This window comes from Paraburkholderia acidipaludis NBRC 101816 (assembly GCF_000684975.1).
Lineage (GTDB): Bacteria > Pseudomonadota > Gammaproteobacteria > Burkholderiales > Burkholderiaceae > Paraburkholderia > Paraburkholderia acidipaludis.
This window is the reverse complement of record NZ_BAXZ01000001.1, coordinates 190872-211657: the sequence shown is the minus strand read 5'-3', so window position 1 is coordinate 211657 and position 20786 is coordinate 190872. Positions and strand designations below refer to the sequence as shown.

General features: G+C 63.5%; 19 protein-coding genes. All 19 read left to right on the top strand.

The features are described 5' to 3' along the window. The first annotated feature begins 124 nt into the window (after window positions 1-124). The 19 genes from BAC01S_RS00960 to atpD all read left to right on the top strand — a co-directional run bounded on the left by BAC01S_RS00960 (window position 125) and on the right by atpD (window position 20706). Window positions 125-1009, top strand: coding sequence for a branched-chain amino acid ABC transporter permease (locus BAC01S_RS00960; RefSeq protein WP_027793082.1), 885 nt, complete (start codon window positions 125-127; stop codon window positions 1007-1009). Then, window positions 1009-1980, top strand: a complete 972-nt coding sequence (locus BAC01S_RS00955; RefSeq protein ID WP_027793081.1) for a branched-chain amino acid ABC transporter permease — start codon at window positions 1009-1011, stop codon at window positions 1978-1980. Before BAC01S_RS00960 ends, BAC01S_RS00955 begins: the two co-directional genes overlap by 1 nt. 575 nt (window positions 1981-2555) lie before the next feature. Then, window positions 2556-3722 (top strand): ABC transporter substrate-binding protein, encoded by a 1167-nt coding sequence (locus tag BAC01S_RS00950; protein WP_027793080.1) that lies wholly within the window; start codon window positions 2556-2558, stop codon window positions 3720-3722. Between the two features lie 160 nt (window positions 3723-3882). Further along, a complete protein-coding gene (locus BAC01S_RS00945; protein WP_027793079.1) occupies window positions 3883-4938 on the top strand; it encodes a branched-chain amino acid ABC transporter permease in 1056 nt (351 codons plus the stop codon). A gap of 4 nt (window positions 4939-4942) precedes the next feature. Then, a complete protein-coding gene (locus tag BAC01S_RS29905) occupies window positions 4943-6730 on the top strand; it encodes a branched-chain amino acid ABC transporter ATP-binding protein/permease (RefSeq protein ID WP_052408662.1) in 1788 nt (595 codons plus the stop codon). After that, window positions 6730-7485: an ABC transporter ATP-binding protein gene (locus tag BAC01S_RS00935; protein ID WP_027793078.1), complete on the top strand. Its 756-nt coding sequence runs from the start codon at window positions 6730-6732 to the stop codon at window positions 7483-7485. The genes BAC01S_RS29905 and BAC01S_RS00935 overlap by 1 nt, the downstream gene beginning before the upstream one ends. 174 nt (window positions 7486-7659) lie before the next feature. Next, the gene (gene mnmG / locus BAC01S_RS00930; protein ID WP_027793077.1) at window positions 7660-9618 is read left to right on the top strand and encodes a tRNA uridine-5-carboxymethylaminomethyl(34) synthesis enzyme MnmG; all 1959 of its coding nucleotides are present in this window, start codon (window positions 7660-7662) and stop codon (window positions 9616-9618) included. Further along, window positions 9615-10304: a 16S rRNA (guanine(527)-N(7))-methyltransferase RsmG gene (gene rsmG / locus BAC01S_RS00925; protein ID WP_027793076.1), complete on the top strand. Its 690-nt coding sequence runs from the start codon at window positions 9615-9617 to the stop codon at window positions 10302-10304. The genes mnmG and rsmG overlap by 4 nt, the downstream gene beginning before the upstream one ends. Before the next feature lie 62 nt (window positions 10305-10366). Then, entirely contained in the window at window positions 10367-11137 is a 771-nt protein-coding gene (locus tag BAC01S_RS00920; protein WP_027793075.1) for a ParA family protein, read from the top strand. A gap of 35 nt (window positions 11138-11172) precedes the next feature. Then, the gene (locus BAC01S_RS00915) at window positions 11173-12060 is read left to right on the top strand and encodes a ParB/RepB/Spo0J family partition protein (RefSeq protein WP_027793074.1); all 888 of its coding nucleotides are present in this window, start codon (window positions 11173-11175) and stop codon (window positions 12058-12060) included. A 34-nt stretch (window positions 12061-12094) separates the two neighbouring features. Then, the gene (locus BAC01S_RS00910; protein ID WP_043200742.1) at window positions 12095-13234 is read left to right on the top strand and encodes an SLC13 family permease; all 1140 of its coding nucleotides are present in this window, start codon (window positions 12095-12097) and stop codon (window positions 13232-13234) included. 343 nt (window positions 13235-13577) lie between these two features. Further along, window positions 13578-14102: an ATP synthase subunit I gene (locus BAC01S_RS00905; RefSeq protein ID WP_027793072.1), complete on the top strand. Its 525-nt coding sequence runs from the start codon at window positions 13578-13580 to the stop codon at window positions 14100-14102. 110 nt (window positions 14103-14212) lie between these two features. Continuing rightward, entirely contained in the window at window positions 14213-15061 is an 849-nt protein-coding gene (atpB, locus tag BAC01S_RS00900; protein WP_027793071.1) for a F0F1 ATP synthase subunit A, read from the top strand. A 113-nt stretch (window positions 15062-15174) separates the two neighbouring features. Continuing rightward, window positions 15175-15465 carry a F0F1 ATP synthase subunit C gene (atpE, locus tag BAC01S_RS00895; protein WP_156954257.1) on the top strand — a complete coding sequence of 97 codons (291 nt, stop codon included), beginning with the start codon at window positions 15175-15177 and terminating at the stop codon, window positions 15463-15465. A 196-nt stretch (window positions 15466-15661) separates the two neighbouring features. Further along, on the top strand, window positions 15662-16132 hold the full coding sequence (locus BAC01S_RS00890; protein ID WP_027793069.1) for a F0F1 ATP synthase subunit B: 471 nt from the start codon (window positions 15662-15664) through the stop codon (window positions 16130-16132). Between the two features lie 2 nt (window positions 16133-16134). Beyond that, window positions 16135-16674, top strand: a complete 540-nt coding sequence (locus BAC01S_RS00885) for a F0F1 ATP synthase subunit delta (RefSeq protein WP_027793068.1) — start codon at window positions 16135-16137, stop codon at window positions 16672-16674. Window positions 16675-16733: 59 nt separating this feature from the next. Beyond that, complete coding sequence (gene atpA, locus BAC01S_RS00880) at window positions 16734-18275, top strand: F0F1 ATP synthase subunit alpha (RefSeq protein ID WP_027793067.1); 1542 nt, start codon at window positions 16734-16736, stop codon at window positions 18273-18275. 84 nt (window positions 18276-18359) lie between these two features. Further along, complete coding sequence (gene atpG / locus BAC01S_RS00875; protein WP_027793066.1) at window positions 18360-19241, top strand: F0F1 ATP synthase subunit gamma; 882 nt, start codon at window positions 18360-18362, stop codon at window positions 19239-19241. A gap of 70 nt (window positions 19242-19311) precedes the next feature. Then, complete coding sequence (gene atpD, locus BAC01S_RS00870) at window positions 19312-20706, top strand: F0F1 ATP synthase subunit beta (protein ID WP_027793065.1); 1395 nt, start codon at window positions 19312-19314, stop codon at window positions 20704-20706. Window positions 20707-20786 lie beyond the last annotated feature (80 nt).

Genomic DNA, 20786 nt, shown 5'->3' with positions numbered 1-20786 from the left:
CAGCTGAAACAAGTTGAACTAAGCGCAACCAGGCGCGCGGCGCTGTTTTCGTGGCGCGCGGTGCGGCTTTGCCGTACCGCGTCGCATGCCGCACGAATGCGATCTTGAGGAGATGGCGGCTTTCATGACGATCTTTGGCATTCCGCTGCCGGCTGTGCTGAGCCAGTTGCTGCTTGGGCTCGTGAACGGCTCGTTCTACGCGATTCTGAGCCTTGGCCTCGCGGTGATTTTCGGCATGCTCAACGTGATCAATTTCACGCACGGCGCGTTGTTCATGCTGGGTGCGATGCTCACGTGGATGGGGCTCGCCTACTTCGATCTGCCGTACTGGGCGATGCTCGTCATCGCGCCCGTGGTGGTGGGGGTGTTCGGCATGGTGATCGAACGCACGATGCTGCGCTGGATCTACCGGCTCGATCATCTGTACGGACTCCTGCTGACTTTCGGTTTGACGCTTACGATCGAGGGCGTGTTCCGCGCGATCTACGGTTCGTCGGGGCAGCCCTACGACGTGCCGGGGGTGCTTTCGGGCGCGACCGATCTCGGCTTCATGTATCTGCCTAACTATCGCGCGTGGGTGGTGGTCGCGTCGCTGGTCGTGTGCTTCGCAACCTGGTTCGTGATCGAGAAAACGCGCATTGGCGCCTATCTGCGCGCCGGCACCGAGAACCCCAAACTCGTCGAGGCGTTCGGCGTCAACGTGCCGCTCATGATCACGCTGACCTACGGCTTCGGCGTTGCGCTCGCGGCGTTCGCGGGCGTGCTGGCCGCGCCCGTGATCCAGGTTTCGCCGCTCATGGGCCAGCCTCTCATCATCACGGTGTTCGCCGTGGTCGTGATCGGCGGCATGGGCTCGATCATGGGGTCGATCGTGACCGGTCTCGTACTGGGCGTGATCGAGGGCTTTACGCGCGTGTTCTGGCCCGAGGCGTCGGCCACGGTGGTGTTCGTGATCATGGCGATCGTGCTGCTGATTCGCCCGGCAGGCCTCTTCGGCAAGGAAAGGTGATGCAAAGAAAAGCGCTTTATGGACTGCTGCTGGTCGGCCTGCTGCTCGCGCCGCTGGCCGGGGTGTACCCGCTCTTCGTGATGAAGGTGTTGTGCTTCGGGCTCTTCGCTGCCGCGTTCAATCTGCTGATCGGTTACACGGGGCTGCTCTCGTTCGGGCACGCGATGTTTCTCTCGACGGCCGGCTACCTCACCGGCTACACGATGCAGTCGCTCAACTTCACGCCCGAACTCGGCGTGCTCACGGGCACTCTGGCTGCGACGCTGCTCGGCCTCGTAACCGGCATCTTCGCGATCCGCCGCCAGGGCATCTACTTCGCGATGGTGACGCTCGCGCTCGCGCAGATGATCTATTTCATCTATCTGCAGGCGCCGTTTACGCACGGCGAAGACGGCTTGCAGGCGGTGCCGCGCGGCAAGCTGTTCGGCCTCCTGTCGCTTTCGTCGGATCTCGTGCTGTATTACGTCGTGCTTGTCGTCATGGCGCTCGCGTTCCTGTTCATCGTTCGGGTCGTGCACTCGCCGTTCGGGCAGGTGCTCGCCGCGATCAAGGAGAACGAACCGCGCGCCGTTTCGCTCGGCTACGACACCGACCGCTTCAAGCTGCTCGCATACGTGCTCTCCGCGGGCCTCGCAGGTCTTGCGGGGTCGCTCAAGGTGCTCGTGCTCGGTTTCGAGACGCTGGGCGACGCCTACTGGACCATGTCCGGCCTCGTGATCCTGATGACGCTCGTGGGCGGCATGGGCACGCTGGTCGGGCCGCTGCTGGGCGCGGCGCTGATCGTTTCGCTCGAGGACCGGCTGGGCGATATCGGCGGTGCGCTGGCTTCGCTGACGGGCGTGGGCTGGTTCAACTCGCTCGGGGAGTCCGCAACCATCGTTACGGGCCTGATCTTCATTGCGTGCGTGCTGGTTTTCCGGCGCGGCATCGTGGGCGAGATCGTCGCGCGCGTGAAGCCCTTGCGGGTCTGATGCCGCATAGCCGGCGTTGCAGACATGAGGGCTGCGAGCCGCGCTGCGGATGAACGAATTCTCGTGTACGCTCGCGCTCGCGGGTCGGATTTCGGTAAGACAAAATGGTGTCGGTGCGCCCCAATTCGGTGCTGCGCTGCACCACTAGGGTAAATGCTAGTTGTAGGCTAGGGGCCCGAAGTTTAAAGTCTCACCTAGTTCTGATGCACCGAATTTGCAGGTGGAGAACGAGGAGACAACTGAGGCACAAAGTGCCCGGACAAGGAAGCGCTGTTGGACTAAAGTCCAACAGCGCTTTTTATTTTAGCCGACGATTTTCCATCCCGGCGGCACTGCGAACTGGCAGTACCCGCGATCATGAATCCGACCCGCAGCAGCATCGCCAGAAAGGCACGACGGTTCTCCGTCGTGCCTTTTTTGTTGCGTGCGCAAGCAAGACGCGCACAGGCAGGGAAAACCATGCGTTACACGCGCGATGCCGGTTACTACACTCAAAGGCCAACACCAATTTACGAATATGTTAGTGATTGGTGCCGGGTCAATCGACACGCAAACCAGGCGTTTGGAGACGCGTAATGAAAACGAAGTGGGCATTGAAGGCGGTGAGCGCCGGACTCGCAGCGGCGCTGATGGGGTGCGCCGGCGGGGCGCTCGCGCAGGTGAAGATCGGCGTGACGCTTTCGGCAACGGGGCCGGCAGCGTCGCTCGGCATTCCCGAGAAAAACACCATCGCGCTGCTGCCGAAGGAGATCGCGGGCAAGAGCGTGCAGTACATCGTGCTCGACGACGCGTCGGACACCAGCAAGGCCGTGCAGAACACGCACAAGCTGATCGACGAGGATCACGTGGACGCGATCATCGGTTCGTCGGTGACGCCGAATTCGCTGGCGATGCTCGACGTGGTCGAGCAGGGCAAGACGCCGATGATCTCGCTCGCGGCTTCCACGGCGATCATTCAGCCGATGGACGACAAGCGCAAATGGGCGTTCAAGCCGCCGCAGAACGACAGCTTGATGGCGGATGCGATTGCCGGCTACATGCAGAAGCACGGCGTGAAGACGGTGGGCTTCATCGGCTTCACGGACGCCTATGGCGACAGCTGGCTCAAGGAGTTCAGCGCGGCGGCGGCGAAGCACAACCTCAAGATCGTGGAGACCGAGCGCTTCAACCGCACCGACTCGTCGGTGACGGGGCAGGCGCTCAAGCTCATGTCGGCGAATCCGGACGCGGTGCTGATCGCCGGGTCGGGCACCCCTTCGGCGCTGCCCGCGACGACGCTGAAGGACCGCGGCTACAAGGGCAAGATCTATCAGACGCACGGGGTAGCGAACAACGACTTCCTGCGCGTTTGCGGCAAGGACTGCGACGGCGAACTGCTGCCGGCTGGTCCGATCCTGGTGGCCGACCAGCTGCCGGATTCGAATCCGGTCAAGAAGTCGGCGCTGGCCTACAAGGCGGCTTATGAGAAGGCTTACGGCGCCGGTTCCGTCGCAACCTTCGGCGGTCATGCGTGGGATGCCGGCCAGATGCTCGAGCGTGCGATTCCGGTTGCGCTGAAGTCGGGTCAGCCCGGCACCGAAGCGTTCCGCGTCGCGCTGCGCGGCGCGCTCGAAAACATCAAGGAACTGCCGCTCTCGCACGGCATCATGAACACGACGCCCACCGATCACAACGGTCTCGACGACCGTGCCCGCGTGATCGTGGAGGTCGTCGACGGCAAGTGGAAGCTGCAGGGCGACTAATGCCGCTTCTCGCGTGATCGGGGCCGTCCCGTCCGCGTGAGGACGGCTCCATGATGCATGCTTGCCGTATCCCGCCGGACGGCGCGTTCGCGCTGTCCTGCCGTTGCGCATGTCCGTTGCTCGACGTTCCAGGCTGACTGGGTTCCAGGAAGAGGGGTGTATGGATTTATCGATCGCCGCGATCCTCGCGCAAGACGGCATCACCACGGGTGCCATCTACGCGCTGCTCGCGCTTGCGCTGGTGCTGGTGTTTTCCGTCACGCGGGTGATCTTCATTCCGCAAGGCGAGTTCGTCTCCTATGGCGCACTCACGCTCGCGGCGCTGCAGTCGCAGAAGTTTCCGGCCACTTGCTGGCTTCTGGTGGCGCTTGGCGCGGCCTGCTTCGTCGTGGAGGTCGCAGGGCTCGTGCGGCACGCCGAGCGGCGGCGGTACGCGGCGCGCACGCTCGTGACGCTCGCGGGCAAGTATCTGCTGTTTCCCCTCGCGCTCTATGCGCTCACGCGCAGCGTGGCTGCCGAGCCGCTGCCGATGCTCGCGCAGATCGCGCTCACGCTCGCGATCGTCGTGCCGATGGGGCCGTTCATTTACCGGCTGGCCTATGAGCCGATTGCGGAGGCGGCAACGCTGCTGCTGCTCATCGTTGCGGTGGCGGTGCACTTCGCCATGGTCGGGCTCGGCCTTGTGATGTTCGGGGCCGAAGGCTCGCGCACCAGTGCGTTTTCCGATGCCACGTTCAACGTCGGCAGCCTTTCGATCTCGGGGCAGAGCCTTTGGGTGATCGGCTCGGCCGCCGTGCTGATCGTTGCGTTGTACATCTATTTCGACCGCACGATCCCGGGCAAGGCGTTGCGCGCCACGGCCGTGAACCGGCTCGGCGCGCGGCTGGTGGGCATCGGCACGGCGCAGGCCGGGCGGCTTGCGTTCACGCTCGCCGCGGGGCTCGGCGCGCTGTGCGGCATCCTCGTCGCGCCGCTTACCACGATCTACTACGACTCGGGTTTCCTGATCGGCCTGAAGGGCTTCGTGGGCGCGATCATCGGCGGGCTCGTGAGCTATCCGTTGGCCGCCGCGGGGTCGGTGTTCGTCGGGCTGCTCGAATCGTATTCGTCGTTCTGGGCCAGTTCCTGGAAGGAAGTGATCGTGTTCACGCTCATCATTCCCGTGCTGCTGTGGCGCAGTTTCGCGACGCCGCACACCGAAGAAGAGGAGGAGTGAGGCGATGAAACAGATCCTCTTGCGCAACCGCTTCTTCTGGCTGTTTCTGATCGTCATGTTCGTGCTGCCGGTGCTGCCCAATCCCGTGCACATGCCCGAGTACTGGATCACGCTGCTGAACTACATCGGCCTCTATGCGATCGTCGCGATCGGGCTCGTGCTCTTGACCGGCATTGGCGGGATGACGAGCTTCGGGCAGGCGGCCTTTGTCGGAATCGGCGCGTATGCCACGGCGTATCTCACGACCCAGTACGGCATTTCGCCGTGGTTCGCGTTGATTGCCGGCGTGGTGGTGACGGCGCTCGTGGCGCTCGTGCTGGGGCTCGTGACGATGCGGCTCTCCGGGCACTTCCTGCCGCTCGGCACGATTGCCTGGGGGCTGGCGCTTTACTTCCTGTTCGGCAATCTCGACGCGCTCGGCAAGTACGACGGCATCAACGGCATTCCGGCGCTTAGTGTGTTCGGCGTCGAGCTCGATTCGGGGCGCCACATTTATTACCTGATCTGGGCTGTCGTGCTGCTCTCGGTCGTTTCTGTTCAAAATCTGCTGAATAGCCGCGCCGGGCGCGCCATTCGCGCGCTGCGCGGCGGCGGCTTGATGGCCGAGGCGATGGGCGTCAACACGGCGTGGATGCGCGTCGTCATCTTCGTCTATGCGGCGGTGCTCGCGGCCGTCTCCGGCTTCCTGTACGCCCATTTGCAGCGGGCCGTGAACCCGACGCCGTTCGGCCTGAACCACGGCATCGAGTATCTGTTCATGGCGGTGGTAGGCGGTGTGGCGCACGTGTGGGGCGCGGTGCTGGGCGCGGCGATCCTGACCGTGCTGCAGGACTGGCTGCAGACCCTCCTGCCGAAGCTGCTGGGCGAGAACGGCAACTTCGAGATCATCGTGTTCGGCATTCTGATGGTGCTGCTGCTGCAGTATGCGCGGCGCGGCGTCTGGCCATTCGTCGCGCGATTCTTCCCGCGCGGCTCGCAGGCCCATGTGCCCGATCATGCCGATCCGTTGCCGCAGCGCAGCAAACCTGCCGCCGGGGAGCTGTTGCTCACGGTCGACAAGGCGCGCAAGCAGTTCGGCGGCCTGGTCGCCGTCAACGACGTGAGTTTCGAGGTGCGCGCCGGCCAGATCATCGGCCTGATCGGCCCGAACGGGGCGGGCAAATCGACTACCTTCAATCTGGTGACCGGCGTGCTGGAGCCTACGAGCGGCGAGATCACGTTCCGCGGCGAACGTATCGACCGACTGACTTCACGTGAAATCGTCGCACGCGGCATCGGCCGCACGTTCCAGCACGTCAAGCTGCTCCCGACGATGACGGTGCTGGAGAACGTCGCGATCGGTGCGCATCTGCGTGGCCACGCGGGCGTGCTGCGCAGCGTCGCGAAGCTCAACGCCACCGAGGAGGGGCGGCTGATGAGCGAGGCGGCGAGGCAACTCCGGCGCGTTGGCCTCGAACAGCATATGTATGAAGAGGCAGGCAGTCTCGCGCTTGGCCAGCAACGGATTCTGGAAATCGCACGCGCGCTCTGTTGCGACCCGACCTTGCTGCTGCTCGACGAACCGGCGGCCGGCCTGCGTTATCAGGAAAAGCAGCAACTGGCCGGGCTGCTGCGCAAGCTGAGAGAAGAGGGGATGAGCGTGCTGCTGGTGGAACACGATATGGATTTCGTGATGAACCTCACGGACCGGCTGGTCGTGATGGAGTTCGGTACGCGAATCGCGGAAGGCCTGCCGGAGGAGGTGCAGAAGGATCCGGCGGTGCTCGAAGCTTACCTGGGCGGGGTGGAATGATGAAAGCCGCTATGACTCCTGTGCTGGAAGTCTCCGGTCTCTCGGTTCGCTACGGCAAGATCGAAGCGCTGCACCACGCGGCAATCAAGGTGGGTGCCGGGCAGATTGTCTCGGTGATCGGGCCGAATGGCGCCGGCAAGTCCACCTTGCTCAACGCCATCATGGGCGCGCTGCCCGCCACCGGTCATGCGAGCGGGCGAATCGCCTATCTGGGCGAAGAGTTGGGCGCGCTGCCGATCGAGGAACGCGTCGCGCGTGGCATGTGTCTCGTGCCGGAAAAGCGCGAGCTGTTCGCCACGATGACCGTCGAGGACAATCTCGTGCTGGGCGCGTATCGCCGCAAGCGGGCGGGCGAGCGCAACTTCCTCGATCAACTCGATCGCGTATTCGAGCTATTTCCAAGGCTCAAGGAACGGCGAGCGCAGGCGGCCGGGACGCTCTCGGGCGGCGAGCGGCAGATGCTGGCCGTCGGCCGGGCGCTCATGGGCAAGCCCGACCTGCTGATGCTCGACGAGCCGAGCCTCGGTCTCGCGCCGCTGATCGTCAAGGAGATCTTCCATATCATCAGCGCCCTGCGGCAGACCGGCGTCGCCACGCTGCTGATCGAGCAGAACGCGCGCGCGGCGCTGCAGATTTCGGACTATGGCTACGTGCTGGAGACCGGCGATCTGGCGCTGGAAGGGCCGGCGGGCGAACTGGCGCAGAATCCTCGCGTTATCGAAACGTATCTCGGCCTTGCGAAGAAGACGGCCTGAGTACTCTGTGCTGTTCACGAAGCGGTGTGTTTCACGTGAAACACACCGTTTTTTTCGTCCGGGCGTCGACAAAAATTCGGGCGTGAGCGGCGCAAAACGCGAAACCGTTATAATTCGCCCATCCCATTTTTTCTGAGAAGGCTCACGCGGGTTTGCCGTGCGTGAGGTCCGGCCATGCTTTATCCCACAGAGTTTGACGTAATCGTCGTCGGCGGCGGTCACGCCGGCACCGAGGCAGCGCTTGCCGCCGCCCGCATGGGCGTCAAGACGCTTCTGCTCACGCACAACATCGAGACGCTCGGTCAGATGAGCTGCAATCCGTCGATTGGCGGCATTGGCAAAGGTCATCTGGTAAAGGAAGTCGATGCCTTAGGCGGCGCGATGGCGGCTGCCACCGATGAAGGCGGTATCCAGTTCCGTATCCTGAATTCCTCCAAGGGCCCGGCGGTGCGGGCAACGCGTGCCCAGGCCGATCGCATCCTGTACAAGGCCGCGATCCGTCGGCGTCTGGAAAATCAGCCGAATCTCTGGCTATTCCAGCAGGCCGTCGAGGATTTGATGGTGGAGGGCGATCGCGTGGTCGGGGCGGTGACGCAGGTCGGCATTCGCTTCCGTAGCCGGGCTGTCGTGCTGACGGCGGGGACGTTCCTCGACGGCAAGATTCACGTGGGTCTCAATAATTACACGGGTGGCCGCGCCGGCGACCCGGCGGCGGTGACGCTCTCGGCGCGCCTGAAGGAATTGAAGCTCCCGCAGGGGCGCTTGAAAACGGGCACGCCGCCGCGTATCGACGGCCGCACGATCGACTTTTCCGTGCTGGAAGAGCAGCCTGGCGACCTCGATCCGGTGCCGGTGTTCTCGTTCCTCGGTCGCGCCGAACAGCACCCGCGCCAGATTCCGTGCTGGGTCACGCATACGAACGAGCGCACGCACGACATCATCCGCGGCGGCCTCGATCGATCGCCCATGTACACGGGCGTGATCGAAGGGGTGGGGCCGCGCTACTGCCCGTCGATCGAAGACAAGATTCACCGCTTCGCTTCGAAGGAATCGCACCAGATTTTCCTCGAGCCGGAAGGGCTGACGACCAACGAGTTCTACCCGAACGGAATTTCGACGAGTCTGCCGTTCGACGTCCAGCTGGAGCTCGTGCATTCGATGCGCGGCCTCGAGCACGCGCACATCCTGCGTCCGGGCTATGCGATCGAATATGACTATTTCGATCCTCGCGGGCTGAAAGCGTCGCTGGAAACGAAGGTAATCAACGGCCTGTTCTTTGCGGGCCAGATCAACGGGACGACCGGCTACGAAGAGGCCGCGGCACAAGGCCTGCTCGCCGGGATCAACGCGGGCCTGCAGGTGCAGGGCAAAGACGCATGGTGCCCGCGTCGCGATGAAGCCTATCTGGGCGTGCTGGTCGACGATCTGGTGACGCGGGGCGTTTCGGAGCCGTATCGCATGTTCACGAGCCGTGCCGAATACCGGCTGAGCCTTCGCGAAGACAATGCGGACATGCGCCTGACGGAGATTGGCCGCGAACTGGGCGTGGTCGACGACGCGCGCTGGGAGGCATTCAGTCGCAAGCGCGACGCTGTTTCACGTGAAACAGAGCGCCTGAAGTCGACGTGGGTGAATCCCAAGATCCTGTCCGCCGAAGAGGCGACGGCGCTGCTCGGTAAGTCAATCGACCGTGAGTACAACCTCGCCGATCTGTTGCGCCGTCCCGGTGTCAGTTACGACGGCGTATGCAGCTTGCGCGACGGCGCATGCGGCCCCGAAGCACCGCTGGCCGACGACGAGGTCCTGCTCGCCCAGATCAAGGAGCAGATCGAGATCGGCATCAAATATCAGGGCTATATCGACCGTCAGGCCGACGAGATCGAGCGCAATGGCGCGCAAGAGAACACGCGTCTGCCGGAGGGCATCGACTACGCCGACGTGCGGGGCCTGTCGTTCGAGGTGCGCCAGAAGCTGACGCAGCATCGACCCGAAACCATCGGCCAGGCGTCGCGCATCCAGGGCGTGACGCCCGCCGCGATCTCGCTGCTGATGGTGCACCTCAAGCGCGGCCTCGGCCGTCGGCGTCAAAATCCGGCCGATTCCGGCTCGGACAACACGCCGGTGGCGCAATGACGGGCCGCGCGCGGCAGCCCGGCGTCGCAGATCGCGACGCCTTGGCGCGGATGCTGGAGGAGGGCGCGCAGGCGCTCGGCGTCGAGTTGAACGAGCGGCAGCACGAGCAACTGCTCGACTACGTGACGCTGCTGGCGAAGTGGAACGCGGTCTACAACCTGACCGCGATCCGCGACCCGCGCCAGATGCTGATCCAGCACATTCTCGATTCGCTCTCGATCCTGCCGCATCTGCCGTCGCGCGAGAGCGCGGCGGTGCTGGACGTGGGCTCGGGCGGCGGACTGCCCGGCATCGTGCTGGCGATCGCACGGCCGGACTGGAGCGTGACGCTGAACGACATCGTGCACAAGAAGACGGCGTTCCAGTCGCAGGCGAAGGCCGAATTGGGCCTCACGAACCTCTCCGTGATCACCGGGCGTGTCGAGTCGCTGCGGCCCGGCGTCGAGGTGCCGAAAAAATTCGATTTGATCGTCTCGCGGGCATTCGCGGATCTCGCCGATTTCGTTACACTGGCCCGGCATCTCGTTGCCGACGGCGGCGCGATCTGGGCGATGAAGGGCGTGCGCCCGGACGGCGAAGTCGAGCGCTTGCCGGACGGTGCGCAAGTCGCGCAGACGATCCGCCTCGAAGTGCCGATGCTGGACGCCGAGCGGCATCTTCTTGAAGTGACGGTCGATCCGGCGTGACGGCAGTACAGGCGCGATAACGTAAGCAAACTATCCAGGGCAGTAAAAGGGACACACGAAAGATGGCAAAAATCTTCTGCGTTGCGAACCAGAAGGGCGGCGTCGGCAAGACGACGACAACGGTCAATCTCGCCGCGAGCCTCGCATCGCAGGGACAGCGTGTCCTTCTCATCGATCTTGACCCGCAAGGCAACGCCACGATGGGCAGCGGCGTCGACAAGGCCGCCTGCGAGAACACGGTTTATGAAGTGCTGGTCGATGGCGTGACGGTGCTCGACGCGCGCACGCGTCCCGAAGCCGTGGGCTACGACGTGCTGCCGGCCAATCGCGAACTGGCCGGCGCGGAAGTCGAGCTCGTCTCCATGGAGCAGCGCGAGCGCCGCTTGAGGAACGCACTCGAACACGTCGGCGCGGAGTACGACTTCGTGCTGATCGACTGCCCGCCGGCGCTCTCGCTGCTCACCCTCAACGGGCTGTGCGCGGCGCATGGCGTCGTGATCCCGATGCAGTGCGAGTACTTCGCGCTCGAAGGGCTGTCCGATCTCGTCAACACGATCAAGCAGGTCCACGCGAACATGAACCGCGACCTGAAGGTGATCGGCCTCTTGCGCGTGATGTTCGATCCGCGCATCACGCTGCAGCAGCAGGTGTCCGAGCAACTGAAAGAGCACTTCGGCGACAAGGTGTTCGACGCGGTGATCCCGCGCAACGTGCGCCTGGCGGAGGCGCCCAGCTATGGCTTGCCGGGCGTGGTGTTCGATCGCGCGTCGCGCGGCGCACAAGCCTACGTGCAGTTCGGCGCGGAAATGATCGAGCGGGTGCGCGCGCTTTGACCTGCGCGGCAACCCATGCAGACTGAGGAAGCACGATGAATGCAGTAGCACGAAAGAAAGGATTGGGCCGCGGACTGGAGGCGCTGCTTGGCGGCAGCGCGGACATCACCGAGGCGGTGAAGATCGACGGCGCGCCCCACACGCTGCCGCTCACGAAGATGCAGGCGGGCAAGTACCAGCCGCGCACGCGCATGGACGAGGGCGCCTTGCAGGAACTGGCCGCGAGCATTTGCGCGCAAGGCCTGATGCAGCCCATCCTCGTGCGCCCGGTCGATACCGACCGCTACGAGATCATCGCCGGCGAGCGGCGCTTCCGCGCGGCGCACCTCGCGGGGCTGACCGAGGTGCCGGTGCTGGTGAAGGACGTCCCGGATCAGGCCGCTGCCGCCATGGCGCTGATCGAGAATATCCAGCGCGAAGACCTGAATCCGCTCGAAGAAGCGCAGGGCATTCAGCGCCTGCTCGACGAGTTTCGCTTCACGCACGAGCAGGCGGCGGAATCCGTCGGCCGCTCGCGCAGTGCCGTGTCCAACCTGCTGCGGCTCCTGAATCTGGCCGCGCCGGTGCAGACCATGCTGCTCGCCGGCGACCTCGACATGGGCCACGCGCGCGCGCTGCTGGCCGTGGACGCTGCGACGCAGATCACGCTCGCCAACCAGGTCGTCAACAAGCGGATGTCGGTGCGCGAGACCGAGAAGCTCGTTACGGCCACGACGAAGGCCGCGCCCGTGGTGAAGGCGAAGGCGCCTCACGACGGCGGCCGCGATACGCGGCGCCTCGAAGAGGAGCTCTCCGACCTGCTGTCCGCCACGGTGAAAATCAAGCTGGGCAGGCGAGGGCGCGGGCAGTTGACGGTCGATTTCGGCGACCTCGACGCGCTCGACGGCATTCTGCTGCGTCTGCGCGGCGAAACGGCAGCCTGAGCCGTCTGCCGCAGACGTGCACGACGGCCAGCCCTTGTCCGAAACCCGACACGCCACGCACGGCTTCCTGCGCCGTATCGGCACGCTCGCCGCTTCGGAGCCGGTGCTCACGATCCTGGTTGCCGCCTTCGTGCTGCTCCAGGTGTTCGCGCCGCGCGCCTGGACCTCGCTGCCCGCGCTGGTCGACTGGCAGACGGTCATGACGCTCGCGGGCCTGCTGATTCTGACGAAAGCGATCGAATATTCAGGACTGCTGACGTGGATGGCCCATCGCCTCGTGCGGCGCATTCATTCCGAGCGCGCGCTGGCCCTGTTCCTGATCGCCCTGGCCGCGGCGCTTGCCACCATCGTGACGAACGACGTGGCGCTGTTCGTGGTCGTGCCGCTCATGCTCTCGCTGCACCGGCTCACCCCGTTGCCGCTCAAACAACTCGTGATCATGGTCGCGCTCGCGGTGAACGCTGGCTCGGTGCTGACCCCGCTCGGCAATCCGCAGAACCTGTTTCTCTGGCAGGTGAGCGGCGTTTCGTTCGGCCGCTTCGTCGCTGCGCTGGCGCCGCTGTGCGTCATGTTGATGGCGATGCTGCTCGTGCTCGCCGCGTTCTCCTTCAAATCCCGGCCGCTCGATCTTTCGACCGACACCGAACCGCATCCGGTCGATCGCCCGCTCGCCAGCGTTGCCGGATTGCTCTTCATCGCGTTCGTGCTGCTTGCCGATGCGCACCACGCCGGCATCGCACTCGCGGGCGTCGCCGCGGGCTTTCTGGTCTGGCGCCCGCGCGTCCTGTTGAAGATCGACTGGCTGCTGCTTTGCATCTTCGTGCTGATGTTCATCGTCTTGCGCAGCGCTGCCGCATTGCCGTGGATTCACGGCTTGCTCGGTGGCCTCGCATTGGAGACGCCGCTGCGCGGATATGTCGCAGGAGCCGTGCTGTCGCAGGTCATCAGTAATGTTCCGGCCGCCATCGTGCTCGCGGGCTTCACCCACGACTGGCGCGCACTGGCTTTCGGGGTGAGCGTGGGGGGCTTCGGATTCGCGATCGGCTCGCTCGCCAATCTGATTGCCGTGCGGCTCGCCAAAGAGCGCGGCATGTGGCTGCCGTTTCACCTTTACTCCGTACCGTTCTGGCTGCTCGGCGGCGTAGCGGGCGGCTGGCTGCTGCTGCATCTTTGATCCGGTGTCCGGGCGCATTGGCACGACGCCTTTTCATCGGGCCGATGTGTGCCGCGATGTGTGCCGATCTCTGCGCCGATATCCGGTTCGACGCCTGCCTTAACATTTGCCTCGACATCGATTGATCTACGCCGCATTTTCAGGCGTATGCGACAACCTTACAGTCGTCGTTTTCTCCCCTCGAAAAAGCCGCTTTTTCGCATCATGATGTGCTGTTTCACAGGCGTTACAGAGCGACCTAAAATCTTGAATCACCTGCCACTATCGCTTACAATCTGGCCGGATTGACAGTTTGATGCGCCTGAAGGCCTTGTGTAAGGCGTAGGCCGGACCAAGGATCTGCATGATGCGCAAATCGCCTGACCTGTCGCCGTCCGAGGCGCCAGCTCCGCGGGGGGCGCAGCAGCGCTCCAACGTTCGGACATCATCCCCTCGGGATGATTGGGACATCGAGCAAGAAAATACAATTACGCCACTTACGCGGGATGAAGCCAGGAAGTTGTTCGGCCCGAAAGTGGATCGTCCGTCGCGTGTAACGCCGCTGCGGGTCGTGGCAGCACAAATAGCTGTGTCGTTGTTGGTGGCGCTCATCGTCTGGCTGTTTTTTGACCGGTCCACGCATGCCGCATTGTCGGCCTTGCTGGGCGGCGCCGCGTGCTGGGTTCCGGGCGGCCTGTTCGCGCTGTACCTGAAGCGCTCAGGAGGCCGTTCCAGGATGGCACTGGTGGCGGGCGAGGCGCTCAAGGCCGGCATCACGCTGGCGCTCTTCGTCGCTATCGGCGAGACGTATCATGAGGTGCGCTGGTTGCCGATGTTGGCGGCCTACCTGGTGGGACTCAAGGCGTATTGGGTCGCGCTGGCGTTTTGATCAGTGTCTGTCGAGTTCGGTAATCGTGCGCGCGCCCTGGCGGCCGGCGTGCCGATGGACCGAGGGCGGCAGACCAAACGTATTTTAATATTGCTAAGGTGTCTGAAAAAATGGCAGCAAGCGAATCGCACCTGCTCGAACCCGCGGAATACATCACGCACCACCTGACGTTCTTCTCGAGCAAGCCGCAATCGAGCGTCGTCGACTTCTCCATCATCAATTACGACACGCTGTTCTGGTCGATACTGACCGGTCTCCTGACCATTCTCATTCTGTGGCTGGCCGCGCGCAAGGCAACGTCGGGCGTGCCGTCGCGTTTTCAATGCGCGATCGAGTGGCTGGTCGAGATGGTCGAGGATCAGGCCAAGAGCATGATCCACGGCAGCCGCACCTTCATCGCACCGCTGGCACTGACCGTTTTCATCTGGGTTGCCCTGATGAATTCGCTCGACCTCTTGCCGGTCGACCTGGCCGGCCGTGTCATTGGTCTGCTCGGCCTCTCTTCGGCGATTCCGCACCAGCGGATCGTGCCGACCGCCGACGTCAACGCGACCTTCGGGATGGCGCTCGGCATCTTCATTCTGATGCTCTACTACAGCATCAAGATCAAGGGCCTGGGCGGCTGGCTGCACGAGCTGATCACGGCGCCGTTCGGCGCCCATCCGCTGCTCTGGATTCCCAATCTCGCGCTGAACATCATCGAATACGTGGCCAAGACGGTTTCGCTCGGCATGCGGCTGTTCGGCAACATGTACGCCGGCGAACTGCTGTTCCTGCTGATCGCACTCCTCGGCGGCATGTGGAGTTTCGGCCTCGATTTCGGTGTGCTCGGCTTTATCGGACATGTGATCGCGGGCAGCGTCTGGGCGATCTTCCACATCCTGATCGTGCTGCTGCAGGCGTTCATCTTCATGATGTTGACGCTGGTCTATCTGGGTCAGGCGCACGACAAGCACTGAGCTCGCGCCATCCGGAACACCAGATTTGTGCTTAGGGTCTCGCTTTACCGGTTTCAAATTGTTTTTCCGGTTTTTTTAAATCAAGTAATCAAGTCTTTTTCAGAGGAATAATCATGCAAGATTTGCTCGCCAACATCCACGCTCTGACCGCTCTCATCCAGGGGCCGACCGCCATCGGCATCGGCATCATCATCGGTCTCGGCGCTTGTGGCGCATGTATCGGTATCGGCATGATGGGCGGCAAGTACATCGAGGCTTGCGCGCGCCAGCCCGAACTGATGAACCCGCTGCAAACGAAGATGTTCCTGCTGGTTGGCCTGATCGACGCGGCATTCCTGATCGGTGTGGGTATCGCCATGCTGTTCGCGTTCGCCAACCCGCTGTTGTCGAAGATCGCGGGATAAGTTTCCCTGGATGACCGCGCCTCGCCCATACTGAGATTGGCAGCGAATAGTGCAAGCGACTCCGGCGAGGAGTTTGCCAACTGAGTCGGGCCCGGCGCGGGGCCAGTGACGGGATGCTCGGCCCCGGGGTTGCGATCCGCTGGATCCGGCCACCGATTGCCGGGCATCTCTATAGCAACGTTTGGAAGGAAACACCGTGAATCTCAACGCAACCCTGTTTGCGCAATTGATCGTGTTCCTGATCCTCGCGTGGTTCACGATGAAGTTCGTGTGGCCGCCGATGGTCAACGCACTCGACGAGCGCTCGAAGAAGATTGCCGACGGTCTGTCGGCAGCCGAAAAGGGGCAAGAGGAACTGGCGGCGGCGCACAAGCGCGTCGAGCAGGATCTCGCGCAGGCCCGTGTTGAAGGCCAGCACCGGATCGCCGAAGCCGAAAAGCGCGCGCAGGCAATCGCCGAGGAAATCAAGGCCCAGGCGCACGCGGAAGCGTCGCGTATCGTCGCCCAGGCAAAGGCCGACGCCGAGCAGCAGGTCATCAAGGCGCGCGAAGGACTGCGCGCGGAAGTCGCCGCACTCGCCGTCCAGGGCGCCGAGCAGATCCTGAAGCGCGAAGTCGACCAGACGGCCCATGCCGACCTGCTGAATCAACTCAAAGCCGAGCTCTGATCATGGCCGAACTTGCAACCATCGCCCGCCCGTACGCGGAAGCCCTGTTCGGTGTGGCCGAAGCGGGTGACGTCGCAGCCTGGTCCTCGCTCGTCGGCGAGCTGGCGCAGGTTGCGGCTTTGCCCGAGGTGCTGTCGATCGCGTCGAGCCCGAAGGTGAGCCACGCCCAGGTCGTCGATCTGCTGCTGTCGGCGGTGAAGTCGCCGCTGAAGGACAGCGCCGAGGCGAAGAACCTCGTGCAGATGCTGGTCGCAGGCCATCGCCTGGAGCTGCTGCCGCAGATTCACGAGCAGTTCGAATCGCTCAAGAACGCCAAAGAGGGCGCAGCCGACGCATTGATCGTCAGCGCGTTTCCGCTTGAAGGCGCACAGTTGAGCGACCTCGTCGCCAGTCTCGAACACAAGTTCAAACGCAAGCTGAAGCCTTCCGTCGAGGTCGACAAGTCGCTCATCGGTGGCGTGCGCGTCACGGTCGGCGACGAAGTGCTCGACACCTCGGTCCGCGCGCGGCTCGCCAGGATGCAAGCGGCACTGGCCGCCTGAGCATCGATTGCACGCAGCAGCGGCTGGCACGCAACAGAATTGAACATCAGGAGCGAATAATGCAACTCAATCCCTCTGAGATCAGCGAGCTGATCAAGAGCCGGATCCAGGGCCTTGAAGCGAGCGCAGACGTTCGCAACCAGGGCACCGTGATCTCCGTGACCGACGGTATCGTGCGCATCCACGGCCTCTCGGACGTGATGCAGGGTGAAATGCTCGAATTCCCGGGCAACACCTTCGGCCTCGCGCTGAACCTCGAGCGCGACTCGGTCGGCGCGGTGATTCTGGGCGAGTGGGAGCACATTTCGGAAGGCAACATCGTCAAGACGACGGGTCGCATTCTGGAAGTGCCGGTGGGCCCGGAACTGATCGGCCGCGTGGTCGATCCGCTCGGCAACCCGATCGACGGCAAGGGCCCGGTCAACGCGAAGCTGACCGACGCGGTCGAAAAGATCGCCCCGGGCGTGATCTGGCGCGAGGGCGTGTCGCAGCCGGTGCAGACGGGCCTCAAGTCGATCGACTCGATGGTGCCGATCGGCCGTGGCCAGCGCGAGCTGATCATCGGCGACCGTCAGTGCGGCAAGACCGCGGTGGCCGTCGACACGATCATCAACCAGAAGGGCAAGAACCTCATCTGTATCTACGTCGCGATCGGCCAGAAGGCTTCGTCGATCCAGAACGTGGTGCGCAAGCTCGAAGAAACCGGCGCGATGGAGTACACGATCGTCGTGGCCGCTTCGGCTTCGGAATCGGCCGCGCTGCAGTATCTCGCGCCGTACTCGGGCTGCACGATGGGCGAATACTTCCGTGACCGCGGCCAGGACGCGCTGATCATTTATGACGATCTGACCAAGCAAGCCTGGGCGTATCGCCAGATCTCGCTGCTGCTGCGCCGCCCGCCGGGCCGTGAAGCTTACCCCGGCGACGTGTTCTATCTGCACTCGCGTCTGCTCGAGCGCGCTGCGCGCGTTTCGGCCGACTACGTCGAGAAGTTCACGAACGGCGAAGTGAAGGGCAAGACGGGTTCGCTCACCGCGCTGCCGATCATCGAAACGCAGGCTGGCGACGTGACCGCGTTCGTTCCGACGAACGTGATCTCGATTACCGACGGCCAGATCTTCCTCGAAACCGACCTCTTCAACGCGGGTATCCGCCCGGCTATCAACGCCGGCGTGTCGGTGTCGCGCGTCGGTGGCGCGGCCCAGACGAAGATCGTCAAGAAGCTGTCGGGCGGTATCCGTACCGACCTCGCGCAGTATCGCGAGCTGGCCGCATTCGCCCAGTTCGCCTCGGATCTCGACGAAGCCACCCGCAAGCAGCTCGAGCGCGGCCGCCGCGTGACGGAACTGCTCAAGCAGCCGCAATACCAGCCGCTGCAGGTGTGGGAGCTGGCTGTGGCGCTCTTCTCGGCGAACAACGGCTACCTCGACGACCTCGATGTGAAGGACGTGCTGCCGTTCGAAAAGGGTCTGCGCGAGTACCTGAAGGCGAGCCACGCTGACCTCGTGAAGCGCATCGAGGACACGAAGGATCTGTCGAAGGACGACGAGAACGCGCTGCATGCGGCGATCAAGGACTTCAAGAAGTCCGGCGCATACTGATCCGTCCGGGAATCGACGACGATAAACGGACTGGGATCCGAGTAAGCGCTAAAGCGCTAACTCGGGTCGACAAAGGAGCAAGTTATGGCTGGAATGAAGGAAATTCGCGGCAAGATCAAGAGCGTGCAGAACACGCGCAAGATCACCAAGGCGATGGAGATGGTGGCCGCGTCGAAGATGCGCCGCGCCCAGGAACGCATGCGCGCGGCTCGTCCGTATGCCGACAAGGTCCGCGCCATCGCCGCGCACATGAGCCGTGCAAACCTGGAGTACCGCCATCCGTTCATGATGCTGAACGAAGGCGCCGGGACTGCCGGTCTCATCCTCGTCACGACCGACAAGGGTCTGTGCGGCGGCATGAATACCAACGTGCTGCGCGCGACGCTGCAGAAGTTCAAGGAGCTGGACGAGAAGGGCACGAAGGTCGAAGCCACCGCAATCGGTAGCAAGGGCCTCGGTTTCCTGAATCGTTTCGGCGCGAAGGTGGTGTCGCAGTCGGTGCAGCTCGGCGATACGCCGCACCTCGAGAAGCTGATCGGCGCCGTGAAGGCGCAGCTCGATCTGTATTCGGAAGGCAAGCTGTCGGCGGTCTATCTCGCTTACACGCGCTTCGTCAACACGATGAAGCAGGAGGCGGTGATCGAGCAACTGCTGCCGCTGTCGGCGGAGGACTTCGACGCCAGCGCCGACGACGGCACGCCGAAAGCGTCGTGGGATTACATCTACGAGCCGGATGCGCAGCTGGTCGTGGACGAGCTGCTCGTGCGTTACGTTGAAGCGCTGGTGTACCAGGCAGTCGCGGAAAACATGGCGTCGGAACAGTCGGCGCGCATGGTGGCGATGAAGGCCGCCTCGGACAACGCGAAGACGGTGATCAGCGAACTGCAGCTGTCGTACAACAAGAGCCGGCAGGCCGCGATCACGAAGGAATTGTCGGAGATCGTCAGCGGCGCCGCCGCTGTGTAAGCGGACCGGAACTTGGCTCGAGAGTGCGCCTTTGCGCGACTGAAGAATTCAGGTATTGAAAGGAAAATCGATGAGTACAACTGCTTTGCCGGAAGGCAAGATCGTACAGTGCATCGGCGCCGTGATCGACGTGGAGTTCCCGCGTGAGCACATGCCGAAGATCTACGACGCACTGATTCTCGAAGGCACGGAACTGACCCTCGAAGTGCAGCAGCAGCTTGGCGACGGCGTCGTGCGCACCATCTGTCTGGGTGCGTCGGACGGTCTGCGCCGCGGCACCGTGGTGAAGAATACGGGCAAGCCCATCAGCGTGCCGGTCGGCAAGCCGACGCTCGGCCGCATCATGGACGTGCTCGGCCGCCCGATCGACGAAGCGGGCCCGATCGTCAGCGAAACGACGCGCGCGATCCACCAGAACGCCCCGGCGTTCGACGAGCTGTCGCCTTCGGCCGAACTGCTCGAAACCGGCATCAAGGTGATCGACCTGATCTGCCCGTTCGCCAAGGGCGGCAAGGTGGGTCTGTTCGGCGGTGCGGGCGTGGGCAAGACCGTCAACATGATGGAGCTCATCAACAACATCGCGAAGGAGCACGGCGGTTATTCCGTGTTCGCGGGCGTGGGCGAGCGTACCCGTGAGGGCAACGACTTCTACCACGAAATGAAGGACTCGAACGTTCTCGACAAGGTCGCGCTGGTGTACGGCCAGATGAACGAGCCGCCGGGCAACCGTCTGCGCGTCGCGCTGACGGGCCTCACGATGGCCGAGTACTTCCGTGACGAAGGCCTCGACGTGCTGTTCTTCGTCGACAACATCTACCGTTTCACGCTGGCTGGCACCGAAGTGTCGGCACTGCTCGGCCGTATGCCGTCGGCTGTGGGTTACCAGCCGACGCTGGCAGAAGAAATGGGCAAGCTGCAAGAGCGCATCACGTCGACCAAGAAGGGCTCGATTACCTCGGTTCAGGCCGTGTACGTTCCTGCGGACGACTTGACGGACCCGTCGCCGGCTACGACCTTCGGCCACCTGGACGCAACGGTTGTTCTCTCGCGTGACATCGCTTCGCTCGGTATCTACCCCGCGGTGGACCCGCTCGATTCGACCTCGCGCCAGATCGACCCGAACGTGATCGGCGAAGAGCACTACTCGATCACGCGCCGCGTGCAGCAGACGCTCCAGCGCTACAAGGAACTGCGCGACATCATCGCGATTCTGGGCATGGACGAACTGTCGCCGGAAGACAAGCTGGCCGTTGCCCGCGCGCGCAAGATCCAGCGTTTCCTCTCGCAGCCGTTCCACGTCGCGGAAGTGTTCACGGGCTCGCCGGGCAAGTACGTGCCGCTCAAGGAAACCATCCGCGGCTTCAAGATGATCGTCGACGGCGAGTGCGATCACCTGCCGGAGCAAGCGTTCTACATGGTCGGCACGATCGACGAAGCCTTCGAAAAGGCCAAGAAGATCCAGTAAAGGTTGAGTTGCTGAAAAACGGGCGAGGCGCTTCGTTCGCGAGGCGCCACGCCCACGCAACCTAATCAGGATCAGGAGTC

Excerpts from the sequence above, each read along its gene's own strand:
- BAC01S_RS00960 (WP_027793082.1), top strand. The coding sequence starts at position 125 with ATGACGATCTTTGGCATTCCGCTGCCGGCTGTGCTGAGCCAGTTGCTG.
- BAC01S_RS00955 (WP_027793081.1), top strand. The coding sequence starts at position 1,009 with ATGCAAAGAAAAGCGCTTTATGGACTGCTGCTGGTCGGCCTGCTGCTC.
- BAC01S_RS00950 (WP_027793080.1), top strand. The coding sequence starts at position 2,556 with ATGAAAACGAAGTGGGCATTGAAGGCGGTGAGCGCCGGACTCGCAGCG.
- BAC01S_RS00945 (WP_027793079.1), top strand. The coding sequence starts at position 3,883 with ATGGATTTATCGATCGCCGCGATCCTCGCGCAAGACGGCATCACCACG.
- BAC01S_RS29905 (WP_052408662.1), top strand. The coding sequence starts at position 4,943 with ATGAAACAGATCCTCTTGCGCAACCGCTTCTTCTGGCTGTTTCTGATC.
- BAC01S_RS00935 (WP_027793078.1), top strand. The coding sequence starts at position 6,730 with ATGAAAGCCGCTATGACTCCTGTGCTGGAAGTCTCCGGTCTCTCGGTT.
- mnmG (WP_027793077.1), top strand. The coding sequence starts at position 7,660 with ATGCTTTATCCCACAGAGTTTGACGTAATCGTCGTCGGCGGCGGTCAC.
- rsmG (WP_027793076.1), top strand. The coding sequence starts at position 9,615 with ATGACGGGCCGCGCGCGGCAGCCCGGCGTCGCAGATCGCGACGCCTTG.
- BAC01S_RS00920 (WP_027793075.1), top strand. The coding sequence starts at position 10,367 with ATGGCAAAAATCTTCTGCGTTGCGAACCAGAAGGGCGGCGTCGGCAAG.
- BAC01S_RS00915 (WP_027793074.1), top strand. The coding sequence starts at position 11,173 with ATGAATGCAGTAGCACGAAAGAAAGGATTGGGCCGCGGACTGGAGGCG.
- BAC01S_RS00905 (WP_027793072.1), top strand. The coding sequence starts at position 13,578 with ATGATGCGCAAATCGCCTGACCTGTCGCCGTCCGAGGCGCCAGCTCCG.
- atpB (WP_027793071.1), top strand. The coding sequence starts at position 14,213 with ATGGCAGCAAGCGAATCGCACCTGCTCGAACCCGCGGAATACATCACG.
- atpE (WP_156954257.1), top strand. The coding sequence starts at position 15,175 with ATGCAAGATTTGCTCGCCAACATCCACGCTCTGACCGCTCTCATCCAG.
- BAC01S_RS00885 (WP_027793068.1), top strand. The coding sequence starts at position 16,135 with ATGGCCGAACTTGCAACCATCGCCCGCCCGTACGCGGAAGCCCTGTTC.
- atpA (WP_027793067.1), top strand. The coding sequence starts at position 16,734 with ATGCAACTCAATCCCTCTGAGATCAGCGAGCTGATCAAGAGCCGGATC.
- atpG (WP_027793066.1), top strand. The coding sequence starts at position 18,360 with ATGGCTGGAATGAAGGAAATTCGCGGCAAGATCAAGAGCGTGCAGAAC.
- atpD (WP_027793065.1), top strand. The coding sequence starts at position 19,312 with ATGAGTACAACTGCTTTGCCGGAAGGCAAGATCGTACAGTGCATCGGC.